The organism is Sphingomonas sp. Leaf34 (assembly GCF_001421805.1).
Taxonomy (GTDB): domain Bacteria; phylum Pseudomonadota; class Alphaproteobacteria; order Sphingomonadales; family Sphingomonadaceae; genus Sphingomonas.
Window position 1 is genome coordinate 599,937 of sequence record NZ_LMLC01000002.1, and the last position, 19,618, is coordinate 619,554.

At 63.1% G+C, this 19,618-nt stretch carries 13 protein-coding genes; 9 read left to right on the forward strand and 4 right to left on the reverse strand.

Features of this window, described 5'->3' with window-relative positions; genetic code table 11:
- The first annotated feature begins 24 nt into the window (after nucleotides 1-24).
- From nirB to ASF00_RS07995, 9 genes are all read left to right on the forward strand, one after another.
- Complete coding sequence (gene nirB / locus ASF00_RS07960) at nucleotides 25-2,526, forward strand: nitrite reductase large subunit NirB (protein WP_055876709.1); 2,502 nt, start codon at nucleotides 25-27, stop codon at nucleotides 2,524-2,526.
- Nucleotides 2,523-2,861 carry a nitrite reductase small subunit NirD gene (gene nirD / locus ASF00_RS07965; RefSeq protein ID WP_175518279.1) on the forward strand — a complete coding sequence of 113 codons (339 nt, stop codon included), beginning with the start codon at nucleotides 2,523-2,525 and terminating at the stop codon, nucleotides 2,859-2,861. Before nirB ends, nirD begins: the two co-directional genes overlap by 4 nt.
- A gap of 115 nt (nucleotides 2,862-2,976) precedes the next feature.
- Entirely contained in the window at nucleotides 2,977-5,571 is a 2,595-nt protein-coding gene (locus ASF00_RS07970) for a nitrate reductase (protein WP_055876712.1), read from the forward strand.
- On the forward strand, nucleotides 5,561-6,379 hold the full coding sequence (gene cobA, locus ASF00_RS07975) for a uroporphyrinogen-III C-methyltransferase (RefSeq protein ID WP_055876715.1): 819 nt from the start codon (nucleotides 5,561-5,563) through the stop codon (nucleotides 6,377-6,379). The genes ASF00_RS07970 and cobA overlap by 11 nt, the downstream gene beginning before the upstream one ends.
- Before the next feature lie 296 nt (nucleotides 6,380-6,675).
- Nucleotides 6,676-7,293, forward strand: coding sequence for a tyrosine-type recombinase/integrase (locus tag ASF00_RS07980; RefSeq protein WP_235525676.1), 618 nt, complete (start codon nucleotides 6,676-6,678; stop codon nucleotides 7,291-7,293).
- A 332-nt stretch (nucleotides 7,294-7,625) separates the two neighbouring features.
- Complete coding sequence (locus ASF00_RS17925) at nucleotides 7,626-8,330, forward strand: RNA polymerase sigma factor (RefSeq protein ID WP_235525677.1); 705 nt, start codon at nucleotides 7,626-7,628, stop codon at nucleotides 8,328-8,330.
- Between the two features lie 265 nt (nucleotides 8,331-8,595).
- Nucleotides 8,596-9,240: a FecR family protein gene (locus ASF00_RS17930; protein WP_235525678.1), complete on the forward strand. Its 645-nt coding sequence runs from the start codon at nucleotides 8,596-8,598 to the stop codon at nucleotides 9,238-9,240.
- A gap of 121 nt (nucleotides 9,241-9,361) precedes the next feature.
- Nucleotides 9,362-12,127 carry a TonB-dependent siderophore receptor gene (locus tag ASF00_RS07990; RefSeq protein WP_235525679.1) on the forward strand — a complete coding sequence of 922 codons (2,766 nt, stop codon included), beginning with the start codon at nucleotides 9,362-9,364 and terminating at the stop codon, nucleotides 12,125-12,127.
- Nucleotides 12,128-12,205: 78 nt separating this feature from the next.
- A complete protein-coding gene (locus tag ASF00_RS07995) occupies nucleotides 12,206-14,227 on the forward strand; it encodes a hypothetical protein (RefSeq protein WP_055876729.1) in 2,022 nt (673 codons plus the stop codon).
- On the opposite strand, the gene ASF00_RS08000 is transcribed toward ASF00_RS07995, so the two are convergent.
- From ASF00_RS08000 to ASF00_RS08015, 4 genes are all read right to left on the reverse strand, one after another.
- Entirely contained in the window at nucleotides 14,224-14,895 is a 672-nt protein-coding gene (locus tag ASF00_RS08000; RefSeq protein ID WP_055876732.1) for a DUF6445 family protein, read from the reverse strand. The genes ASF00_RS07995 and ASF00_RS08000 overlap by 4 nt on opposite strands.
- Nucleotides 14,892-16,400, reverse strand: coding sequence for a tryptophan halogenase family protein (locus tag ASF00_RS08005; protein WP_055876736.1), 1,509 nt, complete (start codon nucleotides 16,398-16,400; stop codon nucleotides 14,892-14,894). The genes ASF00_RS08000 and ASF00_RS08005 overlap by 4 nt, the downstream gene beginning before the upstream one ends.
- Before the next feature lie 422 nt (nucleotides 16,401-16,822).
- The gene (locus ASF00_RS08010; protein ID WP_156348237.1) at nucleotides 16,823-17,161 is read right to left on the reverse strand and encodes an immunity protein YezG family protein; all 339 of its coding nucleotides are present in this window, start codon (nucleotides 17,159-17,161) and stop codon (nucleotides 16,823-16,825) included.
- A 144-nt stretch (nucleotides 17,162-17,305) separates the two neighbouring features.
- Nucleotides 17,306-19,333: a putative bifunctional diguanylate cyclase/phosphodiesterase gene (locus ASF00_RS08015; RefSeq protein ID WP_055876743.1), complete on the reverse strand. Its 2,028-nt coding sequence runs from the start codon at nucleotides 19,331-19,333 to the stop codon at nucleotides 17,306-17,308.
- Nucleotides 19,334-19,618: the final 285 nt, after the last annotated feature.

Genomic DNA, 19,618 nt, shown 5'->3' on the forward strand with positions numbered 1-19,618 from the left:
GCTCCAACCCGACTGGACGATCTGATGGAACACCAAACCCCCTTCCCCGACACCGCCTTTTCCAAGAGGCGCGAGCACCTCGTCGTGATCGGCAACGGCATGGCCGGCTGTCGCGCGGTCGAGGAACTGATCGCGCGCGATCCGACCCGGTACCGCGTGACGATCTTCGGGGCCGAGCCGCACGTGAACTACAACCGCATCATGCTGTCGCCGGTGCTGGCGGGTGAGAAGACGTTCGAGCAGATCGTCATCAACGATCACGCCTGGTACGCGACCAACACCATAGAGCTGGTGACGAGCGACCCGGTGCAGGCGATCGACCGCGCCGCAAAGACCGTGACCGCACGGTCGGGGCTGACGGTATCGTACGACCGGCTGCTGATCGCGACCGGCTCCGATCCGTTCATCATCCCCGTCCCCGGCAAGGACCTGCCCGGCGTGATCTCGTTCCGCGACATGGCGGACGTCGACCACATGCTGGAGGCTGCGGGCAAGGGTGGAGCGGCGGTCGTCATCGGCGGCGGGCTGCTCGGGCTGGAGGCCGCACACGGGCTCACGCTGCGCGGGATGAGGGTCACGGTGATCCACCTGATGCCGACGCTGATGGAGCGGCAGCTCGACGAGGCGGCGGGGTGGTTGCTTAAGTCGGCGCTGGAATCGCGCGGTCAGGTCATCCTCACCGAGGCGAACACCGCCGAGATCGTCGGCGATACCCACGTCGAGGGCGTGCTGCTGAAAGACGGCACGCTGATCCCCGCGAGCCTCGTCGTCATGGCGGTCGGCATCCGCCCCTCCGTCGCCCTCGCGCGCGACGCCGGGCTGGAGATCGGCCGCGGGATCAAGGTCGACGACCACATGGTCACCAGCGACCCGTCGATCCTCGCGGTCGGCGAATGCGTCGAGCATGACGGTAACGTCTACGGCCTCGTCGCGCCGCTGTGGGACATGTGCCGCGCGCTCGCCGATGGGCTGACCGACAGCCACACCGGCTATCGCGGATCGGTGACCTCGACCAAGTTGAAGGTCGCCGGGCTCGACGTATTCTCGGCGGGCGATTTCTCGGGCGGTGCAGGCGCGGAGGACATCGTCCTGCGCGATGCCTCGCGCGGCATCTACAAGCGCGTCGTGGTCAAGGACGACCGGATCGTCGGCGCAGTGCTGTACGGCGACACGACCGACGGCGGCTGGTATTTCGACCTGCTCAAGCGGGCGGAAGACATCGCCCCCATCCGCGACATGCTGATCTTCGGCCAGTCCTTCGCCTCGGGAGGAGGCACTGCGGACCCTAAGGCGGCCGTTGCGGCGCTCTCCGACGATGCGGAGATCTGCGGCTGCAACGGCGTCACCAAGGGCAAGGTCGTGGCGTGCATCGGTGCCGGCAACGCGACGCTCGACGCGGTCCGCGCGACCTGCAAGGCGTCGGCGTCGTGCGGATCTTGCACCGGACTGGTCGAGACGCTGCTCGCGGTCACGCTGGGCGACGAGTATTCGGGCGAACGTTCGGTCAAGACGATGTGCAAATGCACCAGCTTCGGCCACGACGACGTCCGCCGCGAGATCGTCACGCAGGGCATGCGATCGATCCCCGAAGTGATGCAGAAGATGAACTGGTCGACCCCCGACGGATGTTCGTCGTGCCGGCCTGCGCTCAATTACTACCTGCTCTGCGCGTTGCCGGGCGACTACAAGGACGACCAGCAGAGCCGCTACGTCAACGAGCGCGTGCACGCGAACATCCAGAAGGACGGCACCTATTCGGTCGTGCCGCGGATGTGGGGCGGGCTCACCAACCCGCGCGAGCTGCGCGCGATCGCCGACGTCGTCGAGAAATACGATGCGCCGATGGTCAAGGTGACGGGCGGCCAGCGGCTCGATATCTTCGGGATCAAGAAGGAGGACCTGCCCGCGGTCTGGGCCGATCTCAACGCCGCCGGGATGGTCAGCGGACATGCGTACGGCAAGTCGCTGCGCACCGTAAAGACCTGCGTCGGCTCCGACTGGTGCCGGTTCGGGACACAGGACTCGACCGGGCTCGGCGTGAAGGTCGAGCGGATGACCTGGGGCTCGTGGATGCCGCACAAGTTCAAGATCGCGGTCAGCGGTTGCCCGCGAAATTGCGCCGAGGCGACGATCAAGGATTTCGGCGTGGTCTGCGTCGACAGCGGGTATGAGCTGTCGGTCGGCGGCAATGGCGGGATCAAGGTCCGCGCGACCGACTTCCTGTGCAAGGTCGCGACCGAAGACGAGGCGATGCATTACTGCGCCGCGTTCATCCAATTGTACCGCGAGGAAGCGCGCTATCTGGAACGCACCGCACCGTGGATCGAGCGGATCGGCGTGGAATATATCCGCGAACGGATCGCCGACGATCCGGAGGGCCGCGATGCGTTGGCGGCACGGTTCCTGTTCTCGCAGCAGTTCACGCAGGACGATCCGTGGGCGGCCCGCGCGGCGGGCGAGCACCGGGAGCAGCATGCGCCGATGGCGCGCTTCACGCCCATCGATCAGACGAGGGAAATGGCATGATCGGCGAATGGCTCGATATCGGCTGGGTCGACGAGATCCCGGTCCGCGGCAGCCGGACGGTCCAGGTCACCGGCGGCGACGACATCGCGGTGTTCCGCACCGGCGACGGCAAGGTATTCGCGCTGGCCGATCGCTGTCCGCACAAGGGGGGGCGGTTGTCGCAGGGGATCGTGCATGGCGGCGCGGTGGCGTGCCCGCTGCACAACTGGCGGATCGCGCTGGATACGGGCGAGGCGCTGGGCGAGGACAAGGGGTGCACGCCGGTTATTCCGGTGAAGGTGTCGGGGGGTCGCGTGTTGCTCTGCCGCACCTCGACGATGAAAGCCGCCGCGTGATGGCGTTACTGCTCCCTCTCCCCGCTGGGGAGAGGGCCGGGGTGAGGGGTCGGGGCGCGTGCTGCGTTTCCCAACTACCCTTCACCCAACCCTCTCCCCAAAGGGGAGAGGGCTAATGGCGGCCGTTCGCACGACGTGCGCGTATTGCGGTGTCGGCTGCGGTATCCTCGCCACGCCGACCGGCGAGCGGTCCGCCACCATCAAAGGCGACCCCGATCACCCCGCCAACTCAGGCAAGCTCTGTTCGAAGGGCACCCACCTCGGCGAGACGATCGGACTCGAAGGCCGCCTGCTCACCCCGATGATCGGCCATCGCCGCGCCTCCTGGGACAAGGCGCTCGACCTCGTCGCGAAACGCTTCCGCGACACGATCGCGCAGCACGGGCCGGACAGCGTCGCGTTCTACGTTTCGGGGCAACTGCTCACCGAGGACTATTACGTCGCGAACAAGCTGATGAAGGGTTTCATCGGATCGGCCAACATCGACACCAATTCACGGCTCTGCATGGCGAGCGCGGTCGCCGGGCATATGCGCGCGTTCGGCGAGGACATCGTGCCTGCGAGCTACGACGATCTCGACGTCGCAGACCTGATCGTGCTGGTCGGATCGAACACCGCCTGGTGCCATCCGATCGTCTATCAACGCATCCGCGCGCGCTGCGACGCGGGCGCGAAGCTCGTGGTGATCGACCCGCGCCGGACTGAGACCGCGGACGAGGCCGACCTGCACCTCGCGATCCGGCCCGGCACAGACGTCGCGCTGATGAACGGCCTGCTCGCCTGGTGCCGTGACGCGGGCGTGGTCGACTACGACTATCTCGCCGCACATGTAGCAACGCCCGATGCGTTCTGGGACCAGGTCGGCGAGGGCAACGACCTGTGGTCGGTGGCGCGCATCTGTGACGTTCCGCCGCAGGACCTCCGGCACTTCTTCGAACTGTTCGCCGCGACGCCGCGCACCGTGACGATGTTCAGCCAGGGCGTGAACCAGTCGCTGTCGGGCACCGATCAGGTCAACACGATCACCAACCTGCACCTCGCCACCGGCCGCATCGGCAAGCCGGGTGCGGCCCCCTTCTCGATCACCGGCCAGCCCAATGCGATGGGCGGGCGCGAGGTAGGCGGGCTCGCGTCGAGCCTCGCCGCGCACATGGATTTCGCGCCCGCGAACGTCGCCCGTGCCGCGCGGTTCTGGGCCGCGCCCAACATGGCGACCAAGCCGGGGCTGAAGGCCGTCGACCTGTTCCGCGAACTCGGCAACGGCCGGATCAAGGCGCTGTGGGTGATGGCGACCAACCCCGCGGTGTCGATGCCAGACGCGGGCCGTGTGCGCGAGGCGCTGGCCGCCTGCCCGTTCGTCGTCGTATCGGACGTGATCGAGACGACCGACACCTCGGTCCACGCACACGTCCGCCTGCCCGCCGCGGCATGGGGCGAGAAGGACGGCACCGTCACCAATTCCGATCGCACGATCAGCCGCCAGCGTGCGTTCATGGCCGCGCCCGGCGACGCGAAACCGGATTGGTGGATCATCGCTGAAGTTGGGCGGCGAATGGGGTGGAAGACCGCGTTCTCCTATGACCGGCCGGCCGAGATCTGGCGCGAGCATTGCCGGCTATCGGCGTATGAGAACGACGGCACGCGGCTGTTCGCGCTTCCCAGTCATGCCGCCAAGGGCAATGCGGAATACGATGCGATGACGCCGTTCCGTTGGGGCGGCGCACCCTTCGCGGACGGCCGGTTCTCGACTCCCGATGGCCGTGCCCGCCTAGTGCCAGTGGGGCAAAAGCCGGTTGCCGCACAGCTCGCCCGATGGCCGATGACGCTCAACACCGGGCGCTACCGCGACCAGTGGCACACGATGACCCGCACCGGCCTGTCACCCAAGCTCGCGCGCCACCGCGAGGAACCGCTGGTCGAGATTCACCCCGACGACGCGGTGCGACTGGGGATCGTCGATGGCGGTTTAGCGCGCGTAACGACGCCACAGGGCGACAGCGTCTTCCGCGCAAGCGTCGTCGCGACGCAGCGGATCGGCGAGTTGTTCGTGCCGATCCACTGGACCGACCGTACCGCGACCGGCGGCCGTGCCGGGCTGCTTCCCCGCCCACTCGCCGACCCTGTCTCGGGTCAGCCGGGCTTCAAGTCGACCCCGGTCCGGATCGAGGCCGTGGCTACCGAATGGCGCGGCTTCGTCGTCGTGCGCGGCGAACTGGCCAGCCGCCCGGACTGCCTTTGGGCGACGCGGGTCGCGGTACCGGGTGGAACGGCTTGGGACATGGCTGGCAACGGCGACGCCGCCGCACTCGACGCGCTGCTGCCCAAGGGCCAGCGAATCGAGGCCGTCGATGCCGCGCGAGGATCGCGTCGGGTCGCGATATTGGAGGGCAGCAGGCTGACGGCAGCGCTGTTCGTCACCCGCGACGGCACGCTGCCGCCGCGAGACTGGCTCGTCGCGCAACTGAGCGAGGCGGTCGTCGCGCCCACCCTGCTCGCGGGGCGCGCGCCGGGCGTGCAGGTCGACCGTGGCCCGATCGTCTGCGCATGCTTCGACGTCGGGCTGAAGATCATCCTCGCCGCGATCGCCGACCAACATCTCGCCGACGTACCTGCGATCGGGGCTGCGCTGAAGGCCGGCACCAATTGTGGTTCGTGCCGCCCTGCCCTCGCCAAACTCCTCGTCACGCAAGGATCAGCCCATGTCGCATGATTTCCCACCCGGTTCGGTCTGGCTGGTCGGTGCCGGGCCCGGCGATCCCGACCTTCTGACGCTAAAAGCAGAGCGACTGCTCGCCGACGCCGACATAGTCTTCTTCGACGCGCTGGTCGGCCCCGGAATCCTGGCGCTCATACCCCCCGGCACCGAGCAGGTCGGCGTCGGCAAGCGGTCGGGCCGCCATTCGAAGGACCAGGCATCGATCAACGCCCTGCTCGCCACCGCCGCGAAAGCCGGCAAGAGAGTCGTCCGCCTGAAGGGCGGCGATCCCTCGATCTTCGGCCGCTCGACCGAGGAAATGGAGCATCTCGCGGCCAACGGCATAGCGGTGAAGATATGCCCCGGCATCACCGCCGCTAGCGCCGCCGCAGCATCGGGCGGCGCCTCGCTGACGCTCCGTAGCCTCGCCCGCAAACTCACCTTCGTCACCGCGCACGCCCGCGCCGGCGAAGTGCTCGACCTCGACTGGACCGCCCTCGCCGCACCCGATGCCACGCTCGCCATCTACATGGGCCGCGCCGCTGCCGGCGAGATCGCGCGCAACCTGATCTCAGCCGGTCGGGCGCCCGACACAGCGGTGCTGGTCGCGGTCAACGTGTCTCTCCCAAGTGAACGCATCATCCGGGGCCGATTGTCCGCGCTCGCCTTCCTGGTCGATACGATAAGCGACAGCGATCCATCACTGCTGCTGATCGGCGAAGCCGTCGCCGCGGCCCGCGACGAACGTACAGGGTATTCCGGCTTGCTATCGACGGTGGTAGCTCGTGCGGATCAAATCTTGCCCGAGGGCAGTTTGCACTGAGAACTGACGATCTCTCTTGGCGACTGGCACTTCCGGAATTGGGAATCTACCACGAGCCGGCGTAGTACTGCGCTTCTTGCTCGGCAGGCGGTTGGGGTACGTGCTCCCGGCGGGTTGGGTAGCAAATGACCCACTTCCGGCTGCACAGAGACCGCCAGGCGCCGCCCGAAACCGACAGCTCGTTCAGCATCATCGACGGCTGATCAACCACATTTCTAAACCGGCGGTTTACTGCGCATGCGTGTACTGGATTGACCTATCTGGGCCGATGGAGATGATCGATGGGTCACTCGTCAATGGACCCCGCCTTTCACGAACTTCGGCCTTGGAACGAAGGCCGGCTGATTGGTGCGAAGCGGGCGCTGAAACAGCAACAGGTCTGGGCCATTCGCTTCTGGCTCGACCAGCAGAGGAGACTGCGCGACCGAGCGCTGTTCGACTTCGCCATCGACAGCAAGCTCCGCGACTGTGACGTGGTCAGGGTGCGGATTGGCGATGTAGTTTCCGGCGGGCGCGTCCGTGACCGCGCCGTCGTGGTTCAGCAGAAAACCAAACGACCGGTTCAGTTCGAGATAATGGACACGGCGCGAAAGACGATGCGAGCATGGTTGGAGCGGCGTGGGGGGACACTGAACGACTTCGTTTTCCCGAGCCGCAACGACTACATGGACCACATGAGCACGCGGCAATATGCCCGCCTCGTGCGCGAGTGGGTGGTCGGCATCGGCCTACCGGCGCAGGATTATGGGACGCACTCGCTACGGCGCACGAAAGCGTCGATCATCTACAAGGCGACTGGCAACCTCCGCGCCGTTCAGATCCTTCTCGGCCATGCCAAGATCGACAGCACGGTGCGCTACTTGGGCGTTGACGTGGAGGACGCTTTGGAATTGGCCGAACGCACCGAGGTCTGAGCGGACCCACAAGCGGACACTCACGAGCAATTTCCTCTTTCCCAATCTCTGCCGTTCGTTCATCTTCAGCCTGCACGAAATGTCGCCGATTTTCGAACTCAAAGAGGCTTTGTACGTGCAAGCCATGCCGCCCAATGCTCATGGCTCAGTGAGACGAACTCAATCTATCAGCGGTGGGGGATCAGCGTCGAAAGCGAGCCCCTGCTGCTAGCGAAGCAACTGACTGCAACCATTTGCAAAATGTCGGTCAGGGAAGGGTTCCGATCGGCGCCGATCTAGCCCCTACCATGTAGGTTTTCGAGGTAGTTCCAATAAATTAGCGATACTCTGCCATGGCAGAGCTTTCGACGCCGATCCACAACCGGCGTCATCGAATGATGGGAGCACAGATTTGGTCTTCGCTCGGTAAAACCGTGACGGAAATATCGGGGCCATGCATCTATGCTGTGGTCAGGAGTGAAATGAGGCACGTAACTACCGAACTCGTAAACTGGGTTGCCCGGCAGATTCTGCCGCATGAGCCCGAGTTGCGACGGTGGCTCCGGGCCGGATTTCCTGGTGTTGATGTAGATGATGTCGTCCAGGAAGCCTATTGCCGGTTGGCGGCGTTGGCAGATTTCAAGCGTGTAGAGGATCCGCGTCGTTATCTGTTTCAGACAGCACGCAACGTAGTTCTGACCGAGCTACGCAGAGCTCGCGTCGTGCGTATTGAGGCCGTCGGAACCATTGCCGATCTCGAACTTGCGCTAGCTGCCGACCATCTTTCACCTGAACGTATCGTCGCAGGGCGGGGACTATTAGCGAAAGTCGAACATCTTCTAGCCGCGCTTCCAGAGCGAAGCCGAACCATCTTTCGCATGCGAAAGGTCGAAGGACTGTCGCAGCGGCATATCGCAGAAGAATTGGGCGTGACTGAGATGATCGTTGAGAACGATCTGGCACGGGGATTAAAAATTATCCTTAGTGGCCTTTCAACAGATGACAGGGCTGACTTGCCATCGCGAAACGAAAGGAACCGCAATGCGCGACCATCCTGACGCTATCGACGTTGCTGCAGCGAGGTGGGTCGCGCGGCTGGATCGCGCACCTGACGATGCGAACTTGGCAGGCGAGATCGACCGTTGGTGTGCAGAACATCCGCGACACGTTGGTGCCTTGCTGCGTGCCCGTGCTGTTTGGAGTGGGTTGGACGCGGCTGATGCCCGCATAGTAGCGAGACCGTTATTCTCTCGTCGGCGAGTACTGACGGTCAGCGGGGGCTTAGCGGTTGCTGCCGCGGCCTTAGGCGTGGTCTGGCTAGAAATGCACGGCAGTATGGGCATAGAAACAGCTGTCGGCGAACGCCGTCTAGCCAAGCTTGAAGACGGATCAACCATCGTTCTCAACACCGCTAGCCGGACTCGTGTACGAATGACGCCGGAGCAGCGGTCGGTAGCGCTTGACGATGGCGAGGCCTGGTTCGCGGTAGCAACGGATCATGCTCGACCGTTTGTGGTCTCTGCGGGCGACGTGCGGGTTCGTGCGGTTGGAACGGCCTTCGCGGTTCGCCGTTATCTGGGCCGCGCTGAGGTGACGGTAACGGAAGGGCGTGTTCGAGTCTGGTCGGTTGCTGCCCCAGAACGCTTCGTCATGTTAAGCGCTGGCAAGCAAGCAAGCGTAGCAGATGTGTCCGGTACCGCCGAAACCGTCGTCGCAAATGCGAAGCCCGCCGAGTCATTAGCATGGCGACAGGGTGAAATCATACTCGATGGTATGACTTTTGGCGACGCTGCAGCCGAGTTCAACCGGTACAATAGGCGACAATTATCCGTTGATACACAACTAGCCGACCGCAGGATCGTGGGTTGGTTTCGCACCGATGATCTGGACGGGTTCGCACGCGCGGCTGCGATAATGACGGGTGCGAAGATCGAGAGAGACGGCACTGATTTACGGATCGTCAAATAAATCTCGCAAATCCTGACGGAAACGGGAGCGCGACGCATCTTCTCCTGCAGGCGCGCTAAAGACGCGGTCGGCAGATCGTAAGGGGAGGATTATAATGCGTTCGCAGTTCTATTTGGGCCTTATGTTGACCAGCGTCGCGGTTGCCGCATCGCCAGCAGTTGCTTTCGGACAGACCCGAAACTTTGATGTTGCCGCCCAGTCGGCATCGACCGGTATCGTCGCATTCGCACGCCAGGCGGGCATTCAGATCATTGCGCCTGAAGACGCTACGCGCGGCCGACGGATCGTCGCAATCAAGGGCAATCTTGCAGTCGCCGACGGCCTTCGCCAGATCGCCAGCGCCTCCGGTCTCAAGATCGTGTCATTCAATGGCCGCACGGCTGTGCTCGCGACCGGGGTTATGGCGGCACCCCGCTCGACAACTCAAGTATCAACCGCAGTTGCGCAGGATACAACCGCCCCAACTGCGGTGAGCGCATCTGATGAGAACGCGGACATCGTCGTCACGGGGCAAACAACCCGTAACCGAGCTCTAATCACATCGTCAGCTGATATTACGCTAGCGTCGCGCGCCGATATCGACCGCAAGGCTCCGCGGTCGACAGCAGACATGCTCGAACTGATCCCCGGCATCTTCGTGGAGTCGACCGCGGGCGCCGTATCGAACAATTATTCGGTGCGCGGCCTGCAAGGCGGCGGCCAGCGCTTCATCCAGCTGGAAGAGGACGGCATGCCGATCCTGTACAGCGGCGGCGGTGCCGACTTCTTCTTCGACCAGGACCTGACGATCGATCGCCTCGAAGCGGTGAAGGGCGGCTCGTCGGGTGTATTGACCGTCAACGGTGCCGGCGCGACGATCAACTTCATTTCGAAGACGCCGAACTTCACGCGTACCGAAGCCATGGCGCGCGGTAGCTATTACAATTACGGCCAGAAGCGCGGCGAAGTGTATCTGTCGTCGCCTATCACCGACAAGCTGGCGTTCAACGTCGGCGGCTATTTCCAGTCGAGCCCTGGCGTGCGCGACAACCCGTTCGACTATCGCGGATGGCGCATCAAGGGCGCGCTGGAATATCGCCCCGAGGCCGGTGGCTATATCCGCATCTCCGCCAAAGGCGGCGATATCGAGAATGCCTTTTATGCGGATCAGCCGTACCGCTTCATTGATGGCGAGCCGAGCGGTATCCCAAGCCTCAGCACGCAGTTCGGCAATGTCGGCGGTGATGCGTTCAAGAGCATCCAGGTCCCGGTCTCGACTTTCGCGCATCCAAGCGGCTTCCGCGAATTTCGTTATCAGGATGGCATCAAGGCGAAGACGGCGCAGTTCCGCATCGACATGGAAACGCCGGTCAGCGACAGCGTCAACCTGTTCCTACACAGTCGCTACTTGAAATACTCGTACGACTTCAACGGCCTGTTCCCCGGCTCGGGCACCGGGAACGCCGGTCTGACCAGCGCCGTCAACTATCTGACGCCCGGCGCCGGTTCGCCGATCAACGACCTGCTGACCGCGGGGCGAACGGCGTTTCCAACCGCGACGCGCTTCGGCATCCGCAACCTGCGGACTGGCACGGTGCTGGGCAGCAACCAGACCACGGACCTGAATGCGCTGAACGGCAACGGCTTCCTCCAGCGCACGACGCTCAACCACGATTACATCGACGGCAAGGATTTCGGTCTCAACGGCGGCGGCACGTGGGAATATGAGAGCGGCGGTTTCAAGAACTCGCTGACCGTCGGCGCGATGTATTACGACGTGACACGCGAGCAGGACCAGTCGGCGACGGCCAGCGTCGTCAACGACGTGCGGTCGAACAGCGACATCTACGACATCGTTGCGCTGAACGCGGCTAATGGCGTCGTCGGTACGCTGTCCGATAACGGCTTGGTTTCGTATGGCGACTGGGGCGCTGGCATCCGCACGCGCAAGGACTCCACCGTCTCGTTTTATGCCAATGACGAGCTGTCGATCGGCGACCTGCATCTCGACGGCGGCATCCGCTGGGAGCGCGACTCCGCGACGTTCCTGGACGGTCAGGCAGCGGCGGTGAACCAGCCGGTGCAGCCAAACGTGCCCGGCCTCATCCGCACGGTCGGATCGACCTTCGACGGGACCTTTGCACGGACGCAGCGGACACAGTCGAAGGCAGCGTACACCGCCGGCGCGAACTATCAGTTCACGCCGAACCTCGCGATCTACGCGCGCTATGCGAACGGTTTCCAGACCAACAACACCGATCCTATCACGACGATCGAGCTGTACGAGGCTGGTGTCCGCTATCAATACCAGCGCTTCATCAGCGGCTCGGCAACCGTTTTCCAGACCAACTTCAAAAACCAGAACTACAACTTCGCCAACCCGACCAACCCATCGCAACAGCAGAACATCAACGCCGACCTGCGCACGCGCGGCGTCGAAGTGGATGTGAACGTCCGTCCGATCACGTGGTTCTCGGTGGATTTCCAGGGCGTGTTCCAGCAACCCAAGCTGCTCAACCTCGAGATCGACGGCGTTAGCCAGGGTGCTCAGTACGAAGGCAACCGCCCCGAACGCACGCCTGCCAAGCTGTTCACGATCACGCCAGCGATCAAGCTGCCGAATGGCTTGGGCGAAGTGTACGGCCGCTACAAATATGTCGGGCGAATCTTCGCGGATGCCGGCAACGGGGTCGCTCTCCCCAGCTACGGCGTGACCAGCGCGGGGATCACGATCAACGTCAACGAACGGATCCAGGCGAACTTCAACGCCGACAACATCTTCAATGTCGTTGGCCTGACCGAGGGCAATCCGCGGCAGGGCCAGACACAGGCGGTAACCGATGGCTATTTCTATGCCCGCGGCATTGTCGGCACGACCTATGGCGGATCGGTTACGCTGAAATTCTGAACGACTGACGATTTGGGGGTTCAAACGGGGCGGCGAGCAGGCAACTGTTCTGCCGCCCCTTTTCGCGGAGTGACAATCATGAAGACGATAGCGCGCATGGCGATGGCGGGTGGCCTCGTGCTCCTCACTTGCGCCGCGGCGCCGATCACGGCTCGACCGGAGCTTGCGTATCAGTTGACCGAGGGGAAGAACCTCAACGCCTTCGTCCGCGACAAGGCGGTGGCGGCGCATGTCCTGCTGCGCAACGGTAACGATCCGCGCATCCTGGTAGCGTTTCCGGCGGGCAACAGCGGTGTCGGCCTGTGGTTCGCGAACACCGCACGCCCCGTGACCTGGCGGCTGGACCAGGCACCGCTACCGTTGAACCGCGGGAGCCTGCACGGCATCGTTGCGGTCGCGACCGTCGATGCGCCGCGGCTGGTTCCAAAGCAGGCGGTGTTGTCCAACATCCGCTTCCTGCGCGACTATCAGGCAGTTGGGACGTTCCCCGTGGAACTCGCCGCGACGCCGGCAATCGCCGGGGATGTAATCACGTGGCACCGCAAGCGCCTCGACGGGGCGGCAGGCTATGAACTGACGCTGCGGGTTGTCGAGGGGCGGATCGACCGGGGCGCCATCGTTGCCGGCCCGAACGGGCAGATCCGGTTGGAGATCACTGCGCTGACCGGCGACGCACCGTTGACCCCTATCCCGGCGGCGGAGTTGCTCAATGCGACGGCGGCCGCCGATCCCGCCGCGCGCAATGCACTGGCGTTTCTCAGCTATCGGGAAAAGTTCCTGGCGGGTTCCTGGCGCTTCGATACGTATTTCGGGCGCGACACGCTGATGTCGTTGCGGCTGCTGATGCCGGCGCTCAAACCCGTCGCGATCGAAGCTGGCCTCAATGCCGTCATCGCGCGACTGTCGGCTGGCGGCGAAGTCGCGCATGAAGAAGGGATTGGCGAATTCGCGATCCTTGCCAATCGCAAGACGAGCCGCAGCGGTGACGCCGCCGAACTCGATTATGGCATGGTCGACGACGATTACATGCTCGGACCGGTCGCCGCTGACTATCTGCTCGGGGCGGACAAAGCACGTGCGTCCGCCTATCTGGCCGCGCCGCTAGCAAGCGAGAGCCAGCCGGGGCGCGGCGAGACGGTCGGTGCAGCGCTGGTCCGCAATCTCCGCTTCGTGCTGGCGCAGGCGAGTGCGTTCGCCGCAGCCCCATCGGCCCGCAACCTCGTCGCGATCAAGCCCGGGCGGATGACCGGCGAGTGGCGCGACAGCAATGAAGGCCTTGGCCGCGGCATTTACGCGTATGACGTGAACGCCGCCCTAGTCCCCGCGGCAATCGAAGCGGCAGATCGCCTCGCGCAGGCCGGACTGCTCGACAGATATCTGTCGGCGGGCGATCGCGCGGCGTTTGGGCGGGCCGGCACGATGGCCGAAGTCTGGCGGACAAAGGCACCCGCGCTGTTCCGCGTCGAAATTCCTGCTGCAACGGCCGCGGCGGGCGTGCGGCGCTATGCAGCGACCCTTGGGCTGCCCGCAGCACCGGCGCTGGCGGCACTGGGCAAGGCCCCGGTCGTATTTCATGCGCTATCTTTGGGCGCCGATGGCGCGCCGGTTAAGATCGTCAATTCGGACGAGGGCTTTGCGCTGTTGTTCGGGCGACCGTCCTCAAACGATCTCGATACCTTTGTGGGCGGGATCATGCAGCCCTTCCCGGCGGGTCTGATGACCGACATCGGCTTGCTGGTAGCTAATCCGGCGTTCGCCGATGGGGCGGCACAGGCGCGCTTTACGCCCGCGGCATATCACGGCCCAGTCGTCTGGTCGTGGCAGCAGGCGTTGCTGGCGGCGGGGCTTGAACGCCAGTTGCAGCGGACTGACCTGCCCGCGGCGACCCGGACGCGGCTCAGGACGGCACAGGCGGCGTTGTGGCGCGCGATAGCGGCAGGCAGGACGATCCGCGGATCGGAACTCTGGTCGTGGACGTACAAAGACGGCGGCTACCGCATCGTCGCCTTCGGTGCAGGCAAGGCCGATGTCGACGAATCAAACGCGGCGCAATTGTGGAGCACGGTCTATCTCGCCGTGCAGCCGCCGGAGGCTCGCTAACCGGCGAAGAAGCCAGTGATCGTCAGGCGTCCGGTTTGCGGGTCGGACGCCAGCGACGTGCCGTCCGCGATCTCACCCGAATGCAGCAGGCTGCTGCGATACAGCAGCGCCCGATTGTACACGCCGTCGATGCGCGCGATCCGTTCGAACAGCGGCGTGTCGCCGGCGATATAGGACTCGGGTGCGCCGTGCTTCGCCAGATCCCGGTTGAGCGCGGCGAAGTAAGGATCGCGGCGACTGGCGTCGATCGTCTCGAACCCGGTCGAACGATGCCGGTAGAACGCGGTACCGCCGGTTTCGTCGGGCACGAGATAATGGATCAGCGCCAGCCGTCCGGGCTCCACCGCATCAACGTGCGGCAGGCGTTGCTCGATCGACAGCGCGGACGGCGCCATCGTCACGATCGAGAAGCGCGCCTCCAGCAGCGACAGCCCGGCCGACATCCCAAAAACCTGCTTCGCGATCGTCGCGATGAGCGCCCCTTGATCGCGCATATAGCTATCGGGAAGCGACGCGGCGATTCCGGGGTAATGTCGTCCTGCCGGGCCATAATCCTGCGTCGCGGCAAAAACTCGCAGCGCGTGGGGATCGGGGACGAAGTGGTCGATGACGACCACCGGCTCCCCTTCCGTACCGATAAGGCGCGCCCGCACGTCGGGCGTCGTCATCTCCCGGCGACCTGCGGGGCAACGAGCGCTGCGATGGCCGCGTCATGCAAGGGCAGCGTGGGCGTCGCGCGCGCGATGACAGTCTCGATCTGGTTGAGCTGGCGGCGGTTTGTCGCCGCATCGAGGGTATCGGCCAACGGCGCATGGCCCAAGGCGCCCACCCCCTGCCCCTCCAGCACCGCGAGCCAGCTTGCCTCGCGGAACAGTTCGTCGGCACTCAACATCAGACGTCCGGCGCGCGTATATTGCGCGATCTTGTCGACCAGCGTGGGAGGCGGCGTCATATGGCGAGTGTGTTGCCAGAGCGGCGCGTCATGGCCCTGCGTGGCGTGATAGTGCAGGATCAGAAAGTCGCGGATGCCGTCCATATCACGTGCGAACAGCGTGTTGAACTGACGCGCCAGTACGGGGTCGCAATCGGCATCCGGGAACAGCGTGATAAGCTTCGCGATACCGCTCTGGATCAGGTGGATACTGGTCGACTCGAGCGGCTCGAGGAACCCCGATGACAGCCCGATCGCGACAACATTGCCGCGCCATGCCTCGCGCCGGAACCCTGCGGTAAAGCGCAGCATCCGTGGAACTGCCAGCGCTTCGCCGTCTAGGTTGGAGAGCAGGGTCGCCACCGCCTCGTCGTCCGACACGAAACTGCTTGCATAGACATAGCCGTTGCCGGTGCGGTGCTGGAGCGGGATCCGCCACTGCCAGCCGGCGGGGCGCAGCGTCGACCGCGTGAACGGCGTCGTTGCGGCGATGCGCGCGCACGGCACGGCGACTGCGCGATCGCAGGGCAGCCAATGCGACCAGTCCTCGAACCGAGCGCCCATCGTCTCGCCGATAAGCAGCGCACGAAACCCCGAGCAGTCGATGAAGAGATCGCCCTCCAGCCGCTCGCCCCGGTCGCTCGTCAAGGCGGTGACGAAGCCGGTTTTGGGATGACGCTCGATATCGCGCAGCAGGCCCTCGTGCCGGACGACGCCGCGTTTCTCTGCAAGTTGGCGCAGGTGGCGGGCGTAGAGGCCGGCGTCGAAATGATAGGCATAGCCGAGCGTCGACAGGATCGACCGCGGATCGTCCACGGGCTTCGCGAAGCGGCCGGCGGCGGCAAGCTGCGCGGCCAGCGAATAAACCGAAAGCGGCCGATCGAGTCCGTCTCCCTTCCCGCGCAACCAGTGCTGGTGGAACGGCACGGGTCCAAGATCGACGCCGTAGCGACCAAACGGGTGGAAATACCGCGTGCCGGGTCGCGCCCAATCGACGAATTCGATGCCGAGCTTGAAACTCGCTTTCGTCGCCGCGACGAATGCCTCCTCGTCCAGTCCGATCAACTGGTTGAACCAGTGGATCGTCGGGATAGTCGCTTCGCCGACACCGATGGTGCCGATTGCGTCAGATTCGAGGATGCTAATGTTGACCAGGTCGCCGAACGTGGCGCTCATGGCCGCGGCGGTCATCCACCCCGCGGTTCCTCCGCCAAGGATTACAAGACGTTGCACGCGCTTCATGCCACGCAGTCCTGCGCAATTTCTCTTGGATAGCAAGCTGCTTCCTTACTCATGCCGGCGCGACGGTTAGCGTCGATAGGTACCCATTGGCCTGCAGTCCCGGTTGGCCAGCGGCGTTCTGCCGGCGCGTGGTCGATCACTCGCGTAGACTGGCAGCGCGCACGCAGCGGGTCAGTCATTCGGGCCCGTGAACGGACCCAGTTGTGGACGTTCGCGAGGTAATCTCCGCTTCCCAACTTCGGCCCTTCGTTCATGTCGAGGTGGGGCTCATGCGGCACGCATTGCCCCAAGCCTAACAGCAAGCCGAATTTGCCGAAAAGGGATGCTGTTACGTGAACGGCGGAGAATGGTAGGCAGCGGAATGGCCGAGTGCGGAAACGAGGCGGTTAGCTGTTCTGCCACAGATCTCCAGTTGTCGACATTCACGCGCTCGGCGGCGTGCTACGATCGAAATCCATTTTGAATGAGCCGTCAGCCCTCAAGACATACGAACAATGATGCCAGTCCTCCTGACCTTCTTTGAGCATGTCACGCCGCAACGCGGATAGAGCATCGTTGACGGATCGGTTCACGAGACGCTCGCCCTCAACGCCTTCCACGAGCTTCCCGTTCTGCACGATATCATACCGTCTCTCCACCCAATCGTCATGAACCTCCGCTACGACTGTGACTTCAGAGACGGAATCATCAAGCATGGTCGCAATTGCGATGCCGATCTTCTCCAACTCACGACTACTTTCCATTTCAGGATCACCTCGCATTCGTAAATTCCCTAAATGTGACCTTCCCATTTATCGAGTACGTCAAGTCGATAAGTTAATAACAGCTTGATTTATAGGGAATATGAGATCTATCTTCGCATACGTAATTTGATGCAGTGTTGCGTTTGGAATACTTAATTAATGTCATTTATTGAACGCAGGTGAGCACTTAGCATCTGCCAAACTTTCTACTGGTTTTCCAGTTAGAAAACCCTGAACTTGATCGCAACCCCATCGGCATAAAGCCGATAATTGGTCCTCGGTCTCAACTCCTTCAGCAACGATAGTTAAACCAAGGCTCTTGCCTAGACCGATCGTCGCCTTAACGATCGATGCCGACGACGCATGACTGTGCATCGTGGCCACGAAACTTCGATCGATCTTAATCTTGTCGAAGGTAAAATCTTTTAGATTGCTGAGAGAAGAATGTCCTGTTCCAAAATCGTCCATCACAATCTTGGCGCCGTACTCGCGGAGCTTCTCCAGCGTTGCCAGAACGTCGTCCCGTTGAAAACCGAGCAGCGTCGCGCTCTCGGTGACTTCGAGTTCTAATCGGTCGAACGCGACACGCCAACGCAGTGCGGCATCGCATATCTCAGACGCGAGGCTGAGCGAACGAAACTGTATCGGCGACAGGTTTATCGCCAGTGATACCTTCGAATCCCAGGTCGATGCCGCACGAAGGGCCTGATCGATCATCCACGATCCAATAGTTCCGATGAGTCCGCTGGACTCGGCTATAGGTATGAACACGTCCGGTGGTATTTCGCCCAGGCCGGGATGCCGCCAGCGAAGTAGAGCCTCGTACGCTACGATTTCCAGCGACACCGTATCGGCGATCGGCTGGAACACCAGACGAAGCTCTTGCGCCGAAACGGCATTCTCGAGGTCCCTGGCCAACCGGACGCGCTGACTTTCCTCGTCCTTCAGATGCTTGTTGTAGATTCTCGCCGTATTTTTCCCATCGGCCTTAGCGCGGTACAATGCGAGATCGGCGAGTTCGTGAAGTTCATCTCCGGCCTGCCCGGGTTCTGACAAGGCAACTCCAACGCTCATTTTTATCGCCACGCCCTCGTCCGACGATGTCGAAGCCATCTTGAAGATACGGGAGATCAGCGCTTCTGTAGCTGCGGGTTGAGCACGCGCCACCTGGATGACAGCGAATTCGTCACCGCCGATGCGAGCCACAAGATCATCGCCGCGCACGCAAGAGGACAGAAGCTGCGCCGTACGCTTCAGGACACGGTCTCCGCCCGCATGACCGAGTCGATCATTGATGGCCTTGAACGCGTCCAGATCAATGGCAAACACCGCTACGATGTCACCTGTTCGCGCGCTTCGAGCGAGCTCGTGCGAGAGCCGATTTTCGAACAGAAGGCGATTTGCTAAACCGGTCAACATATCGTGGTTGGCAAGGAACTCGGCGCGGCGCTCGGCGGTCCGGCGACTCTCCACGGCATTGCGGTATTCGTTCAGGCCCCGCGCCAAGTCGCCAAGTTCGTCGGCCCGCTCCAGCCCAGGTATGTTTCCGTGATTTTCACCGACCCGGAATTCGCGCAGGCGAGCGGCTACAGTGCTTATCGGCAACACCAGCCTTTGACGAAGCCAGACGGTCATGCCGAATACGATCGCCACGATGACCAGCCCGCCGAGCAGCACGGAAATGATATCCCGTCGGCTCTCACGTCGATTCTTGTCCGCCGCCTTCCAAATCGCCGAGGTCAGTTCCTGGCGCGCTTGACTACGGCTCGTCTCCAACGCCGTTAGCGCACTCAAGAAACGCGGCATGGCAGCCTTGATGCCGGAGGGGTTAGACCGGCTCGTTTCGATCAGTTGGTCGGAGACCATGACAAAAACGGTGGAGGCTCGCTTCTCGTCCTGGGCAGCTTCCGATCCCAGTTGCGACCTGTAGTCGGGTGATTGGCCCGTTTGTTGCGAACGGTTTTTAAACTCCGTGATGCGCTTGTGCAGATCGTTCCAGCTTGCATCGGGTACCTTCGTGCCGCGTTCGGCGTCGCGGGTCAGGCGACCAATTTCCTGGCGCAATTGACGTTGTAACTTCTCCAGCCGGTCCTCGCGGCCGAGCGCGAAAGTGAGAGATGTGATGCGCAGATCGGCCTTATGGATTTTATTGCTGACCGAAAGACCGACTGCCAATACTGCTAGCGCCATCAGGATGACAGACGCGCAGGCTATGGATACGCGCGCTGATATTGATAACCGCACAAGCTTCTCCCCGAACCCTGCATGACGCCAATGCGTTACGTTATGGTTAGAAGACGCACGGACTCGGTCTGCCAAACGCTCATCACGACCCAGCTCCGGACATTCGAGGGCTCTTTCCGCCTTCCCAACTTCGGCCGTTGGTTCATGTCTCTGAGGGCGGGTCGAAACGGCTTGGTTTGGGACTTTCCTGCCAGTCGCCGTCGCTCATGGGAACGTCCGGTTAGAGCCGAA